Source organism: Leclercia sp. W6 (assembly GCF_003336345.1).
In the GTDB taxonomy this organism is placed as follows: domain Bacteria; phylum Pseudomonadota; class Gammaproteobacteria; order Enterobacterales; family Enterobacteriaceae; genus Enterobacter.
Window position 1 is genome coordinate 2,277,206 of the sequence record NZ_CP031104.1, and the last position, 14,595, is coordinate 2,291,800.

A 14,595-nucleotide genomic window follows, 5' to 3' on the forward strand; every position below is an offset into this window, starting at 1 on the left:
CTGTCATGACCCAATTTAACCCCGTCGATCACCCGCATCGTCGTTTTAATCCATTAACCGGGCAGTGGATCCTGGTCTCTCCGCATCGCGCCAAACGCCCCTGGCAGGGCGCGCAGGAGACCCCGTCCAGCGAGACGCTGCCCCAGCACGATCCGGACTGTTTCCTCTGTCCGGGAAATACTCGCGTCACCGGCGATATCAACCCGGACTACAAAGGCACCTTCGTCTTTACCAACGACTTTGCCGCCCTGATGACCGACACGCCGGACGCCCCGCAGAGTGACGATCCGCTCCTGCGCTGCGAAAGTGCGCGCGGCACCAGCCGGGTGATCTGCTTCTCGCCGGATCACAGCAAAACCCTGCCGGAGCTGAGCGTAGAGGCGCTGACCGAAGTGGTGAAAACCTGGCAGGAGCAGACCGCCGAACTGGGACAGACCTATCTCTGGGTGCAGGTCTTCGAGAACAAAGGCGCGGCGATGGGCTGTTCCAACCCGCATCCCCACGGCCAGGTGTGGGCCAATAGCTTTATGCCTAACGAAGTGGACCGGGAAGATCGGTTGCAAAAAGCCTATTACGCTGAGCAACAGTCGCCCATGCTGCTGGACTATGTTCAGCGCGAGCTGGCTGATGGCAGCCGCACCGTCGTGGAAACCGAACACTGGTTAGCGGTGGTGCCATACTGGGCGGCATGGCCATTCGAGACCCTGCTGCTGCCGAAAGCCCACGTTCTGCGGTTAACCGATCTGAGCGACGCCCAGCGCAGCGATCTGGCGCTGGCGCTGAAAAAACTGACCAGCCGCTATGACAATCTGTTCCAGTGCTCCTTCCCCTATTCCATGGGCTGGCACGGCGCACCGTTTAACGGCGAAGAGAATCAACACTGGCAGCTGCACGCCCACTTCTATCCGCCGCTGCTGCGCTCCGCCACCGTACGTAAGTTTATGGTCGGCTACGAGATGCTGGCAGAAACCCAGCGTGACCTGACGGCGGAGCAGGCCGCAGAGCGTCTGCGTGCAGTGAGTGATGTCCATTTTCGCGAATCCGGAGAATAACAATGAGTCTGAAAGATAAAACCCACGCCCTGTTTGCTGAAAAATTTGGTTATCCCGCCACTCACGCAATCCAGGCGCCAGGCCGCGTTAACCTGATCGGCGAACATACCGACTACAACGACGGTTTTGTCCTGCCCTGCGCCATTGATTACCAGACGGTGATCAGCTGCGCGAAACGCGACGACCGCAAGGTGCGCGTGATGGCAGCGGATTATGACAACCAGATGGACGAATTTTCGCTGGATGAGCCGATTGTTGCCCATGACAGCCAGCAGTGGTCTAACTACGTCCGCGGCGTGGTGAAACATCTGCAAAAACGTAACAAGGAGTTCGGCGGCGCGGATCTGGTGATCAGTGGCAACGTCCCACAGGGTGCGGGCCTGAGCTCCTCCGCCTCACTGGAAGTGGCCGTCGGCACGGTCTTCCAGCAGCTTTATCACCTGCCGCTGGATGGCGCGCAGATTGCCCTTAACGGCCAGGAAGCAGAGAACCAGTTCGTCGGCTGTAACTGCGGCATCATGGATCAGCTGATCTCGGCGCTGGGCAAAAAAGGCCACGCGTTACTGATCGACTGCCGCTCGCTGGGCACCAAAGCGGTCAGCCTGCCGAAAGGCGCGGCGGTGATCATCATCAACAGTAATTTCAAACGCACCCTGGTGGGCAGCGAGTACAACACTCGTCGCGAGCAATGTGAAACTGGCGCACGCTTCTTCCAGCAGTCTGCACTGCGTGATGTCTCGCTCACCGAGTTCAATAAAGTGGCCCACGAGCTGGACCCGGTAGTAGCAAAACGTGTTCGTCACGTCCTGACCGAAAACGCCCGTACCGTAGAAGCAGCAGCTGCGCTGGAGAAAGGCGATCTGCAACGGATGGGTGAGCTGATGGCCGAGTCGCATGCCTCTATGCGCGACGACTTCGAAATCACCGTGCCACAGATCGACACCCTGGTTGAGATTGTGAAATCCGCCATTGGCGATCAAGGCGGTGTGCGTATGACCGGCGGCGGCTTCGGCGGCTGCGTGGTGGCGCTGGTACCGGAGGAACTGGTGCCGGTTGTTCAGCAAGCCGTGGAACAACAGTATGAAGCCAAAACCGGTATCAAACAGACTTTCTATGTTTGTAATGCATCACAAGGAGCTGGCCAGTGCTAAACGAAACACCTGTTCTCGCCCCTGACGGCCTGCCGTATCGCCTGATCACCCTGCGCAACGAAGCAGGGATGGTCGTCACGCTGATGGACTGGGGTGCGACGCTGCTCTCCGCCCGCGTCCCGATGACCGACGGCAGCGTCCGCGAAACCCTGCTCGGCTGTGCCTCGCCTGAGCAGTATGTGGAGCAAACGGCCTTCCTGGGCGCCTCGGTAGGCCGTTATGCCAACCGTATCGCCAAAAGCCGCTTTGAACTGGACGGCGTGCGCTATGACCTGCTGCCAAGCCAGGGCGAAAACCAGCTCCACGGCGGCCCGGATGGATTTGACAAGCGCCGCTGGCGCATTGTGCAGCAGAACGATGGCGAAGCGCTGTTGGCCCTCGACTCCCCGGATGGCGACCAGGGCTACCCTGGCAACTGTTCGACGAGCGTCCATTATCGCTTAACGGAGGACAACCGGATCGCCATTACCTACCGCGCCACCGTGGATAAACCTTGCCCGGTCAATCTGACCAACCACGCTTACTTCAACCTCGACGGCGACTGCAGCGACGTGCGTAACCACAGGCTGCAACTGCTGGCCCAGCGCTATCTGCCGGTCGATGAAATGGGGATCCCCCATGAAGGATTAAAAGCGGTGGCGGGTACCAGCTTTGATTTCCGCACCACCAAAGCCATCAGCCAGGATTTCCTTGCGGATGACCACCAGCGCAAGGTGAACGGTTACGATCATGCTTTCCTGCTTGATGCCCGGGGCGATCTGAACCAGCCCGCGGCGCATCTCTGGTCTGCCGATGAAAAGCTACAGATGACGGTCTATACCACCGCCCCTGCCCTGCAATTCTATTCTGGTAACTTCCTCGAGGGTACCCCGGCGCGCGAAGATGGGGAATATCGAGCCTGGCAGGGTCTGGCGCTAGAGAGCGAGTTCTTACCCGACAGCCCGAATCACGCGGAATGGCCGCAGCCCGACTGCATACTGCGCCCGGGCGAAGAGTACATCAGCGTCACCGAATATCACTTTATTGCGCAATAAAAACGAGCCCTCCTGCCGGAGGGCTTTTTTTATCCATCTTGCTGAAAATAGCGCCAGTTACGGACAAAATCACAACCCCTCATTCACAAGCATCTTACACTGCGACACTATTTTCGCTATGGTTAGGGTTAAGCGTTGCCCGCGGCTCAGCCGCAGCAATATAATGAGAATTGTTATCATTCAAATAATGCTTGTTCTGGAGGAGTAAAATATGGCTGTAACTAAGCTGGTTCTGGTACGTCATGGCGAAAGCCAGTGGAACAACGAAAACCGCTTTACCGGTTGGTATGATGTTGACCTGTCCGAAAAAGGTGTTGGCGAAGCGAAAGCAGCGGGCAAACTGCTGAAAGACGAAGGCTTCAGCTTCGATTTTGCTTATACCTCCGTGCTGAAACGTGCCATCCATACCCTGTGGAACGTGCTGGACGAACTGGATCAGGCCTGGCTGCCGGTTGAGAAGTCCTGGAAGCTGAACGAGCGTCACTACGGTGCGTTGCAGGGTCTGAACAAAGCCGAAACCGCAGAGAAATACGGTGACGAGCAGGTTAAACAGTGGCGTCGCGGCTTCGCGGTCACCCCACCAGAGCTGACCAAAGATGACGAGCGTTACCCGGGCCACGACCCGCGTTACGCGAAACTGACCGATGCTGAACTGCCAACCACCGAAAGCCTGGCGCTGACCATCGATCGCGTTGTTCCTTACTGGAACGAAACCATTCTGCCACGCCTGAAAAGCGGTGAGCGCGTCATCATCGCTGCGCACGGTAACTCCCTGCGCGCGCTGGTAAAATACCTGGACAACATGGGTGAAGACGAGATCCTCGAGCTGAACATCCCAACCGGCGTGCCGCTGGTGTACGAGTTCGACGAAAACTTCAAACCAATCAAGCACTACTATCTGGGTAACGCTGACGAAATCGCGGCTAAAGCTGCGGCCGTTGCGAACCAGGGTAAAGCCAAGTAATAAAAAAGCCCGGTCGCGATGACCGGGCTCTGCGTTCTGAATGCCGGATGTTTATCCGGCATTTTTTTTAGCCGCGACGGGCTTTCACCGCATTCGCCAGCTGGCGCAGCACCGTTTCGGTATCGTCCCAGCCGATGCAGGCATCGGTAACGCTCTTACCGTAAACCAGCGGCTCGCTGCCTTCCAGATTCTGATTGCCTTCCACCAGGTGGCTTTCAATCATCACCCCGATAATCGCCTTTTCACCGCCGGCAATCTGCTGGCAGACATCGGTACCTACATCCATCTGTTTTTTGAACTGCTTGCTGGAGTTGGCATGGCTGAAGTCGATCATCACCTGCGCCGCCAGACCGGCTTTTTCCAGACCCGCCTTCACTTCGGCGACGTGCGCCGCGCTGTAGTTAGGCTCTTTGCCGCCGCGCAGAATGATATGGCAGTCGCCGTTCCCGCTGGTGTTCACAATCGCGGAGTGACCCCACTTGGTGACGGAGAGGAAACAGTGCGGCGCCCCGGCAGCGTTAATGGCGTCGATCGCCACTTTGATGGTGCCATCGGTGCCATTTTTAAAACCAACCGGGCAGGAGAGCCCTGACGCCAGCTCGCGGTGAACCTGAGACTCGGTGGTACGCGCGCCAATGGCGCCCCAGCTCATTAGGTCAGCGAGATATTGCGGGGTGATCATATCGAGGAACTCACCCGCCGCAGGCAGACCGCTGTCGTTGATGTCCAGCAGCAGCTTACGGGCGATGCGCAGGCCGTCGTTGATCTGGAAGCTGCCATCCATATGCGGATCGTTAATCAGCCCTTTCCAGCCTACGGTGGTACGCGGCTTTTCAAAATAGACGCGCATGACGATTTCCAGCTCATCCTTCAGCGCTTCGCGCAGGGTCAGCAGTCGCGCCGCATACTCTTTTGCCGCCGCAGGATCGTGAATGGAGCACGGACCGATAACCACCAGAAGACGATCGTCATTACCTTTCAGGATCTTGTGGATCGCTTTACGGGCATGAGAAACGGTGTTGGCGGCGTTTTCGGTGGCGGGAAACTTCTCAAGGAGCGCTACAGGAGGTAATAACTCGTTGATCTCTTTAATACGTAAATCGTCATTCTGATAATTCATGTTCGTTCCAGCGTTGCCATACTTTTATAAATGAATGCAATCCCTCCAATCTATCTCGTCAGTCAGGAAGTGTAAACTCACTTTTACACTAGGCACAGATAAATCCTGGAATTCGCTTAAAAAACGCAACAAAGTAGCGAAAAACGAGATACACCCTAAACTTTTTAACTGTATGCACTGCATTTATAAACTTTATCGCGATTCCATACTGACCTAAGTAGGGATCATGGCATCTTTAACCACTGAGCACTATATCGATTTCGCATATGCACTGTGGAAAGAAGTTATCCAGAACATAACGACCAGAACAGGAGCAGCATGATGAAAATGACTAAACTCGCAACCCTTTTCCTGACAGCTTCGCTCACGATGGCGAGCGGTGCGGCCCTGGCTGCTGATAGCGCCACCGGCTCTAACACCAATAATGGCCAGGCGAATGCCGCCGCTGATGCTGGGGCCGTTGCGCCTGATGCACGCCAGAATATTGCTCCAAACAACACCGGCAACAGCCAGATTAACACGGGTTCTGGTACAACCGGCACCACCGGCACAACCGGTACCGGCACAACAGGTACGGGTACAGGAACTGGCACGGGTTCTATGCTGAACTCAGATGGTACGAACTCCGGCAGCACCGGGGTGACCAATGGTACCGGCAACAGTTCAACCACTGGCGGCACTAACTCAGTCATGGGTAATGATGACCCAAGTAAGATGGGTAATGACGGCATGTCCAAGGACGATCAGCACAAAAATTCAATGTGTAAAGACGGTAAATGCCCGGATCAATCCGGCAAAGTTGATTCTGAAAGAACCCCGCAAGAACAAAAAACTGACGGCACTACTCAGTAATTAAGGGTAATGCAGTTATGATGAAGGAGAGCTACGGCTCTCCTTTATTTTTTGTGCAAAATGTTAAAAACTCTACACTTACAATAATAATTTACCGGGAAAGTATTCATGGCGCACTCCCACTCGCACGCCCCTTCTTCACAGGATGAAAATGCTAAACGCTTAACGCTGGCGTTCGGCGTCACCGCCACCTTTATGGTCATCGAGGTGATTGGCGGGTTGGTTTCCGGCTCGCTGGCGCTGCTGGCCGATGCGGGTCATATGTTAACGGACGCCGCTGCGCTGCTGTTTGCGCTGCTGGCGGTGGTATTCGCCCGCCGCCCGCCAAGCCACGGACGCACCTTTGGCTGGCTACGTCTCACGACCCTCGCCGCCTTCGTCAACGCCATCGCGCTGGTCTTGATCACGATTTTAATCGTCTGGGAAGCCTTCCAGCGTTTCCGCCATCCGCAGCCTGTCGCGGGCGTCACCATGATGGTGGTGGCCGTGGCCGGGCTTATCGCCAATATCCTGGCGTTCTGGATTTTGCATCGCGGCAGTGGAGAAAAAAATCTCAACGTGCGGGCAGCGGCGCTGCATGTGCTGGGGGATCTGCTGGGCTCGGTGGGGGCCATCGTTGCGGCGCTGGTGATCCTCTGGACCGGCTGGACGCCCATCGACCCGATATTGTCGATTCTAGTCTCGTGCCTGGTGTTACGCAGTGCCTGGCGGCTTCTGCAGGAGAGCGTCAATGAGCTGCTGGAAGGGGCCCCGGCGACGCTGGATATCCCGGCGCTGAAGCGCAACTTAACGCGCTCTATTCCTGAAGTGCGCGATGTGCATCATGTACACGTCTGGATGGTGGGAGAAAAACCGCTGATGACGCTGCATGTTCAGGTTATCCCGCCTCACGATCATGATGCGTTACTGGGGCGTATTCAGCACTTTCTGGAGCACCATTACGCCATTGCGCACAGCACCATTCAGATGGAATACACCCCCTGTAACGGACCGGACTGCCACCTCAATGAGATCCCGTCCGGTCACGCCCATCATCACCATTAACGTGCCAGCGCGTGTGAACCCCGTTCACGCGCGCTGTTAATCCACATCCTGCTGCCGTTCAGGGCGATGAAGGTGAGGATCATGTACTCCAGCGACATGGCGTAGACGCCCTGCAGGGCAAAGATCGCCACGCTTATCACGTTGATAATCACCCACAGCAGCCAGTTTTCGACATATTTACGGGTCATCAGGATCATGGCGGCAATCGACAGAACCATCATGCATGAATCCCAGAACGGGAAGGCATCAGGCTGTAGCTCTGGCATGGTGACATTCAGCCCCAGGGTATTCATCACCGAGACCGCTACGCGGGTCAGGAAGGCGAACACCGGGTCGATATAGACCGTCATCAGGCCAATGGCTACCACGCAGGCAGCCAGCCAGCCCATGGCCTTCGGTAACGGTAGCCAGCGGATCTGCAGTTCCGCCTCCTGCTGGCTGTTCTGCCGGGACCAGGCGTACCAGCCGTAGATATTGGCCCCAAAGAAGAACAGCTGCAGCAGCAGGCTGGCATACAGCTGGATCTGGAAGAAGATAATGGCGAACAGCGTAACGTTCACCAGGCCAAACGCGTAGTTGACGATCTTCTCCAGGCTGGCGAGCCAGATACAGAGCAGACCTGCAATCGTCCCGACCGCTTCAATCCATGACAAGTCATAGCCGCCAGCGCCAATCGGTATATGTACCAGAATGTTTTGCGTGCTAAAAAAATCCATCTTTTCCCCTGAGCGTTACGTTTACGTGGTTTAAGGACGTAGTGTAGCCGCAAAATCCAGCATTCGGTTAAGCGGAATCAACGCCCCCTCTCGCAGCGCGGCATCAATATGGATTTCATGGGCGGCTCCGCCCGTCTCCAGACCGTCTGCAATCGCTTTGAGCCCGTTCATGGCCATCCACGGACAGTGCGCGCAGCTGCGACAGGTTGCCCCCTCGCCTGCGGTCGGTGCTTCCAGCAGCTCTTTCTCTGGCACCGCCTGCTGCATTTTGTAGAAGATGCCGCGATCGGTCGCCACAATCAACTGGCGATGCGGCAGCGTCTTCGCGGCAGCGATCAGCTGGCTGGTTGAGCCGACGGCATCCGCCATATCAACGATCGCCTGCGGGGATTCCGGGTGAACCAGAATGGCCGCATCCGGGTAGAGCCCCTTCATGCGCGCCAGCGCCTGCGTTTTGAATTCATCATGGACGATACAGGCGCCCTGCCAGCAGAGAATATCCGCTCCGGTCTGTTTCTGGACGTAATTGCCAAGATGTCTGTCCGGTGCCCAGATAATCTTCTCGCCCAGGCTGTCGAGATGCTCGATCAGTTCAACGGCGATACTGGAGGTGACAACCCAGTCGGCACGTGCTTTAACCGCCGCAGAGGTATTGGCGTAGACGACGACCGTTCTGTCAGGGTTGGCATCACAGAAGGCGGTAAACTCGTCGATCGGACAGCCCAGATCGAGCGAGCACTCCGCATTCAGGGTCGGCATCAGAATCGTTTTTTCCGGGCTGAGGATTTTGGCCGTTTCGCCCATAAAACGGACCCCGGCCACCAGCAACGTCGAAGCAGGATGCTTAGCACCAAAGCGCGCCATCTCCAGCGAGTCCGAGATACAACCGCCCGTCTCTTCTGCAAGCTGCTGAATTTCAGGATCGGTATAGTAATGGGCCACCATAACCGCATCACGCTCTTTGAGCAGACGCTTAATTTTCTCACGGTAAAACTGCTTTTCGTCCAGGCTCAGCGGGGCAGGCTTTGGTGGGAAAGGATAGATAGCGGCTTCTGGATCAAACATCACACTCATTTTGGCTTCTCGTTTTACAGGCTTAACAAATTTGCCATGCTTTAGCGATGATAACCAAAGTGACGGCAATTGTGTTTTGTATACTAAACAAGATAGCGAATCTGAGAGGGAAAGTCACATCAAAAAGCGTGCGGGCAGCATTTGTCGGGTGGCGCTTCGCTTACCCGACCTACGTAAACCCGCGCATTTTTAATTCTGGAATAACAGATAGCAAAAAGGCGCCTTTAGGGCGCCTTTTTACATTGGTGGGTCGTGCAGGATGACTCGGCTTCGCATCGCCCTTCGGGCCGTTGCTAAAGCAACGTTATCCTTCACGTTTAATATCTGAGTCAGATATTAAAATTGGTGGGTCGTGCAGGATTCGAACCTGCGACCAATTGATTAAAAGTCAACTGCTCTACCAACTGAGCTAACGACCCCTTGCGGGATGTACTGCTTTTCTTCGAAGTGGTGGGTCGTGCAGGATTCGAACCTGCGACCAATTGATTAAAAGTCAACTGCTCTACCAACTGAGCTAACGACCCATTCGGGTGCTGACTTCGAAGATTTTACTCGGTACCAATTTAAAATTGGTGGGTCGTGCAGGATTCGAACCTGCGACCAATTGATTAAAAGTCAACTGCTCTACCAACTGAGCTAACGACCCGAGTGGTGGGTGATGACGGGATCGAACCGCCGACCCCCTCCTTGTAAGGGAGGTGCTCTCCCAGCTGAGCTAATCACCCGATACTACGCTGGATACTACTTACTACTTAGTTAGTGGTGGGTCGTGCAGGATTCGAACCTGCGACCAATTGATTAAAAGTCAACTGCTCTACCAACTGAGCTAACGACCCACTATTTCGGCTGCTTCTGGGGTGTTTGATATCCCTTGGCAACGGCGGCATATATTACTGATTTAAGAATTCTGCGCAACTAAAATTTTGATGAATATCACTTAACTGCTTACGAATTATGCGGCAAGACCAGAAATAAAGCGATTTCTGGTCATGCGGCAATCATCCCATCGCAGCAAGGCGTTTTTGCGCTTGTTTTGCCCCTTCGGTGCCCGGGAACTTTGTGACGACCTGCTGGAAAACGGCTTTCGCTTTTGCGGTGTCGCCTTTGTCCTGCATGATCACACCGACCTTATACATCGCGTCAGGTGCTTTCGGTGATTTCGGGTAATTTTTAACGACTGAGGCAAAATAGAATGCCGCATCGTCTTTTTTACCCTTGTTGTAATTCAACTGTCCCAGCCAGTAATTTGCGTTTGGCTGATAAGTCGAATCCGGGTATTTCTTCACGAAGTTCTGAAACGCCGCCATCGCCTCGTCCTGGCGCGAGTTATCCTGCACCAGGGCAATTGCCGCATTGTAATCAGTATTCGCATCACCGCTCTGCACAGGCGCAGCGGTCGAGGCTGATGTGTCAGCCTGAGGCGTTGCCGCAGCACCCTGATCCCCTGCTGCCGGTTGCGCTGTTGCGCCGCCATTATTCAGGTTATCAATCTGCAACATGATTTGCTTCTGACGCTCCACAACCTGATTGAGCTGATACTGGCTTTCCTGGATCTGTCCGCGCAGTGAGTCAATATCGGTTTGGTTGTCAGAGAGCTGCTGCTGAAGTTGGGTTAAAAGCTGGCTGTGAGCATTAGAAATACGCTCGAGTTGGGTGACCCGGTCTTCTACCGAGCCTGAGCCGACACTACTGATTGGTGCCTGAGCAAAAGCGGCCCAGGGGGCCGCTATACCAACCAGTAACGACAGACTCAACAGATGATGTCTGAAGTTACTGCTCATGCAATTCTCTTAGTAAACCAGTACGGCACGACGGTTTTTGGAGTAAGCCGCTTCGTCGTGGCCCAGTACTGCAGGTTTTTCTTTACCGTAAGAAACGATGGAGATCTGGTCAGCAGAAACGCCTTTACCCTGCAGGTACATTTTAACGGCGTTAGCACGACGCTCACCCAGAGAGATGTTGTACTCAGGAGTACCACGTTCGTCCGCGTGACCTTCTACGGTGACTTTGTAAGACGGGTTGCTACGCAGGAAGTTAGCGTGCGCATCCAGCATCGCAGCGAAGTCAGAACGGATGTCGAACTTGTCCAGATCGAAGTAAACAATGTTGTTCTGCTGCAGCTGTTGCATCTGAAGACGCGCCTGCTCTTCAGAAGACATATTGCCGTTGCCGTTTGCGTCCATACCGGTGCCGGCACCCATCATGCCTTCGCCGCTCTGGTCGTTGCTGGCGTTCTTGTTAGAAGAACACGCTGCGATTGCCATAACAGGCAGAGCGATCATCAGCCCTTTCAGCACTTTGTTCAGTTGCATTTCTATGATTCCTATATTATTCAATTAATTATTATTACAGGTACGGCGACCAGGCAGGTGATTTTACCTGTCCATCAGTTGCCGGAATACGCGCTTTGAAACGCCCATCGGTAGAAACCAGATTCAGCACGGATCCCATCCCCTGAGAAGAGCTGTAGATAACCATAGTGCCGTTAGGTGCCAGACTTGGCGTTTCATCCAGGAAAGTCGACGACAGAACTTGTACGCCGCCCCCGCCCAGATCTTGTTTAGCAATGTGCTGCTGACCACCGGCCGAGCTGACCATTACCATAAATTTACCGTCAGCGCTCACGTCTGCATCCTGGTTCTGTGAACCTTCCCAGGTGATACGCTGCGGTGCACCGCCGTTGATATTGACTTTATAAACCTGTGGACGACCCGCCTGGTCAGAGGTAAAGGCAAGGTTCTGGCTGTCCGGGAACCAGGTTGGTTCAGTGTTGTTGCTGCGACCGTCGGTCACCTGACGGATCTGGCCGGAGCCAATGTCCATCACGTACAGGTTCAGGCTACCGGTTTTAGACAGGGCAAACGCCAGTTTAGAACCGTCTGGTGAGAAAGCCGGAGCACCGTTGTGACGTGGGAAGGAGGCAACCTGGCGTACCGCGCCGTTAGACAGCGTCTGGATAACCAGCGCCGAACGACCGCTTTCGAAGGTCACGTAGGCCAGTTTAGAGCCGTCCGGAGACCAGGCCGGAGACATCAGCGGCTGTGGTGAACGGTGAACGGTGAACTGGTTGTAGCCATCGTAGTCAGAGACGCGCAGCTCATACGGGAATTGGCCGCCGTTGGTCTGTACAACGTAAGCGATACGGGTGCGGAATGCGCCTTTGATGCCGGTCAGCTTCTCGAATACCGCATCGCTGGCAGCATGGGCCGCATAGCGCAGGTACTGTTTAGTGACCTTGTAAGAGTTCTGAGACAGAACGGTCCCCGGTGCGCCGCCGGTATCTACCAGCTGATAGGCCACGGTGTAAGAGCCGTCCGGGTTAGGGGTAACCTGACCTACAACCACGGCATCAATTCCCAGTGCAGACCACGCCGCAGGCTGAACTTCCTGCGCGTTACCCGGCTGCTGAGGCAGGCGAGAACGGTCTAACGGGTTGAATTTACCACTGTTGCGCAGGTCAGCAGCCACGACGCCGCCTGCGTCTTCAGGCGCCGCACCAGGGCCAGTCCACTGGAACGGAACCACACCAATCGGACGTGCCGAATCCACCCCCTGGGTGATCTCGATACGCACTTCTGCGTGCAGCACCGCTGCCCACAGCATTAAGAAACTCATTGCAACACGTAATGCCTGCTTCATCATATCTCCCATATCCGGGTAACCTTACCCGCATAATTTAGCAGAATGTTAACAAACCCAAATAAACAAAACTACCAGAACGCTAAGACTAAACCTGGCCTGTTTTTCCCCGTTTGCACAGGGAAATTAAAACTTAAGGCTTGAAGTCCAGCGGTGCATTTTTGAACGTTTCATACACAGCCTGTGAAGGCGGTTTCGGGAACTTCGTCATCCTGCTGGTTGCAGATAACATCTGCTGACAGAAGGCCTCGTCACCCCCCTCTTTTTTCACGTTGAGGATGGTTCCGTCCGCGGCCAGATTCACCCGAAGCGTACAGGTTTTTCCGCGATAGCTATCCCAGTCGTACAGATGCCCACGAATGGCGGCCTGTACCTGTGCAATATACGACGCAATCTCAGCCTGAGATGCACCGCCTTGCCCTGGCTTACTTCCTTTAGCAGGAGAAGTGCCACCTGCGCTACCGCTGTTGGTGCCTTTCGGCGCATTCTTACCTGAGCTTAAGTCACCGAACAGGTCGTCAACGTCCGATGCGGCCGCTTTTTCTGCTGCGGCTTTCTTAGCGGCAGCGGCTTTCGCGGCGGCAGCTTTGTCAGCAGCAGCTTTATCGGCAGCCGCTTTCTTTTCTGCAGCCGCTTTTTCTGCTGCGGCTTTCTTCTCGGTTGCGGCTTTTTCTGCGGCAGCCGCTTTCTTCTCAGCAGCCGCTTTTTCAGCAGCAGCCTTTTCAGCTGCCGCGGCTTTTTCTGCAGCAGCCGCTTTCTTCGCTGCTTCGGCAGCCGCTTTTTTCTCGGCTTCCTGGGCGGCTTGTTTGGCCGCTTCCGCTTCCGCTTTTTTCTGGGCTTCGGCAGCAGCTTTCTTCGCGGCTTCGGCTTCTGCTTTCTTCTTCGCATCAGCGGCGGCTTTAGCGGCTTCGGCTTCAGCCTGTTTTTGCGCATCGGCAGCGGCTTTTTTCGCAGCTAATGCAGCGGCATCCGCGGCCTGTTTTGCCGCCTCAGCAGCCTGTTTCGCCTGAGCCTCTGCCTGCGCTTTGGCATCCGCTGCGGCTTTGGCTGCCGCCTCTTCCGCCTGCTTCTGCTGCTCCTGCGCTTTCTTCGCTGCGGCTTCAGCCTGTTTCTGCTGCTCCGCCTGCTCTTTCGCCGCTTCCTGCGCCTGTAGACGCTCTTTCTCAAGCTGCTTCAGGCGCTCCTGCTCGGCGGCCTGCTTTTCACGCAGCTCCTCCGCCTGCTGTTGCGCCTGCTTTTCACGCTGCTCTTCAGCGCGCTTTGCACTCGCCTGCTGCTGCTGCTGACGGTTATAGTTCTGAACGACCGCGCCGGGATCGACCATGACGGCATCGATGGATGAACCTCCACCACCTCCGGCAGCGGCATCCAGATGCTCATCGAACGAACTCCAGATCAGTCCTGCAAAAAGAATGACATGCAGCACCGCCGAGATAATTATCGCCCGTTTAAGCTTATCGTTTTGTTCGGTTGCCTTTGACACTATGGGTTCCCAAAAACTCTGTTGTTTACGCAGATAATCAAATAGGCTGCGTCATCAAGCCGACTGACTTAACGCCCGCGCTATGCAACAGGTTCAGCGCTTTAATTATTTCATCGTAAGGCACGTCTTTCGCACCACCGATTAAGAAGACCGTTTTCGGATTGGACTGCAGACGTCGTTGCGCTTCCGCAATGACCTGCTCCGGCGGTAGCTGATCCATACGATCTTTTTCCACCACCACGCTGTACTGCCCTACTCCGGATACCTCAATGATGACCGGCGGATCGTCATTGGTACTTACAGCCTGAGATTCTGTCGCATCCGGCAGATCAACCTCAACGCTCTGGGTGATGATGGGTGCTGTCGCCATAAAGATCAGCAGCAGCACCAGCAGCACGTCCAGCAGCGGTACAATGTTGATTTCGGACTTCAGTTCGCGACGACCCCGTCCACGCTGTCTGGCCAT

The 14,595-nt window shown here is 55.2% G+C and carries 14 protein-coding genes and 5 tRNA genes; 6 read left to right on the top strand and 13 right to left on the bottom strand.

The window, feature by feature from the left end:
* The first annotated feature begins 5 nt into the window (after nt 1–5).
* The 4 genes from galT (at nt 6) to gpmA (ending at nt 4,201) form a co-directional block, all read left to right on the top strand.
* On the top strand, nt 6–1,052 hold the full coding sequence (gene galT, locus DVA43_RS11170; RefSeq protein WP_114315592.1) for a galactose-1-phosphate uridylyltransferase: 1,047 nt from the start codon (nt 6–8) through the stop codon (nt 1,050–1,052).
* 2 nt (nt 1,053–1,054) lie between these two features.
* On the top strand, nt 1,055–2,203 hold the full coding sequence (galK, locus tag DVA43_RS11175; protein WP_114315593.1) for a galactokinase: 1,149 nt from the start codon (nt 1,055–1,057) through the stop codon (nt 2,201–2,203).
* On the top strand, nt 2,197–3,237 hold the full coding sequence (gene galM, locus DVA43_RS11180) for a galactose-1-epimerase (protein ID WP_114315594.1): 1,041 nt from the start codon (nt 2,197–2,199) through the stop codon (nt 3,235–3,237). Before galK ends, galM begins: the two co-directional genes overlap by 7 nt.
* Nucleotides 3,238–3,448: 211 nt before the next feature.
* On the top strand, nt 3,449–4,201 hold the full coding sequence (gene gpmA / locus DVA43_RS11190; protein ID WP_103823548.1) for a 2,3-diphosphoglycerate-dependent phosphoglycerate mutase: 753 nt from the start codon (nt 3,449–3,451) through the stop codon (nt 4,199–4,201).
* Nucleotides 4,202–4,268: 67 nt separating this feature from the next.
* On the opposite strand, the gene aroG is transcribed toward gpmA, so the two are convergent.
* A complete protein-coding gene (gene aroG / locus DVA43_RS11195) occupies nt 4,269–5,321 on the bottom strand; it encodes a 3-deoxy-7-phosphoheptulonate synthase AroG (RefSeq protein ID WP_103178735.1) in 1,053 nt (350 codons plus the stop codon).
* A 321-nt stretch (nt 5,322–5,642) separates the two neighbouring features.
* On the opposite strand from aroG, the gene DVA43_RS25335 reads away from it, so the two are divergent.
* Both DVA43_RS25335 and zitB read left to right on the top strand, forming a co-directional pair.
* A complete protein-coding gene (locus tag DVA43_RS25335; protein WP_103823550.1) occupies nt 5,643–6,173 on the top strand; it encodes a protein YbgS in 531 nt (176 codons plus the stop codon).
* A 108-nt stretch (nt 6,174–6,281) separates the two neighbouring features.
* Entirely contained in the window at nt 6,282–7,217 is a 936-nt protein-coding gene (gene zitB / locus DVA43_RS11205) for a CDF family zinc transporter ZitB (protein ID WP_114315595.1), read from the top strand.
* Here the strand turns inward: zitB and pnuC are convergent.
* From pnuC to tolR, 12 genes are all read right to left on the bottom strand, one after another.
* Complete coding sequence (gene pnuC / locus DVA43_RS11210; protein ID WP_103178732.1) at nt 7,214–7,933, bottom strand: nicotinamide riboside transporter PnuC; 720 nt, start codon at nt 7,931–7,933, stop codon at nt 7,214–7,216. The two genes, zitB and pnuC, sit on opposite strands and share 4 nt — an antisense overlap.
* A 30-nt stretch (nt 7,934–7,963) precedes the next feature.
* Nucleotides 7,964–9,007 (bottom strand): quinolinate synthase NadA, encoded by a 1,044-nt coding sequence (gene nadA, locus DVA43_RS11215; protein WP_114315596.1) that lies wholly within the window; start codon nt 9,005–9,007, stop codon nt 7,964–7,966.
* 343 nt (nt 9,008–9,350) lie between these two features.
* Nucleotides 9,351–9,426: transfer RNA gene (locus DVA43_RS11220), tRNA-Lys, on the bottom strand.
* Nucleotides 9,427–9,455: 29 nt separating this feature from the next.
* A tRNA-Lys gene (locus DVA43_RS11225) sits at nt 9,456–9,531 on the bottom strand.
* Between the two features lie 46 nt (nt 9,532–9,577).
* A tRNA-Lys gene (locus tag DVA43_RS11230) sits at nt 9,578–9,653 on the bottom strand.
* A gap of 3 nt (nt 9,654–9,656) precedes the next feature.
* Nucleotides 9,657–9,732 (bottom strand) — tRNA-Val (locus DVA43_RS11235).
* 35 nt (nt 9,733–9,767) lie between these two features.
* A tRNA-Lys gene (locus DVA43_RS11240) sits at nt 9,768–9,843 on the bottom strand.
* Nucleotides 9,844–10,005: 162 nt separating this feature from the next.
* Nucleotides 10,006–10,788, bottom strand: a complete 783-nt coding sequence (gene cpoB / locus DVA43_RS11245; protein WP_114315597.1) for a cell division protein CpoB — start codon at nt 10,786–10,788, stop codon at nt 10,006–10,008.
* A gap of 9 nt (nt 10,789–10,797) precedes the next feature.
* Nucleotides 10,798–11,319, bottom strand: coding sequence for a peptidoglycan-associated lipoprotein Pal (pal, locus tag DVA43_RS11250; RefSeq protein ID WP_032617096.1), 522 nt, complete (start codon nt 11,317–11,319; stop codon nt 10,798–10,800).
* Between the two features lie 34 nt (nt 11,320–11,353).
* Nucleotides 11,354–12,646, bottom strand: coding sequence for a Tol-Pal system beta propeller repeat protein TolB (gene tolB / locus DVA43_RS11255; RefSeq protein ID WP_114317128.1), 1,293 nt, complete (start codon nt 12,644–12,646; stop codon nt 11,354–11,356).
* Nucleotides 12,647–12,779: 133 nt separating this feature from the next.
* Complete coding sequence (tolA, locus tag DVA43_RS11260) at nt 12,780–14,129, bottom strand: cell envelope integrity protein TolA (protein WP_114315598.1); 1,350 nt, start codon at nt 14,127–14,129, stop codon at nt 12,780–12,782.
* A 37-nt stretch (nt 14,130–14,166) separates the two neighbouring features.
* Nucleotides 14,167–14,595: a colicin uptake protein TolR gene (tolR, locus tag DVA43_RS11265; RefSeq protein WP_039029343.1), complete on the bottom strand. Its 429-nt coding sequence runs from the start codon at nt 14,593–14,595 to the stop codon at nt 14,167–14,169.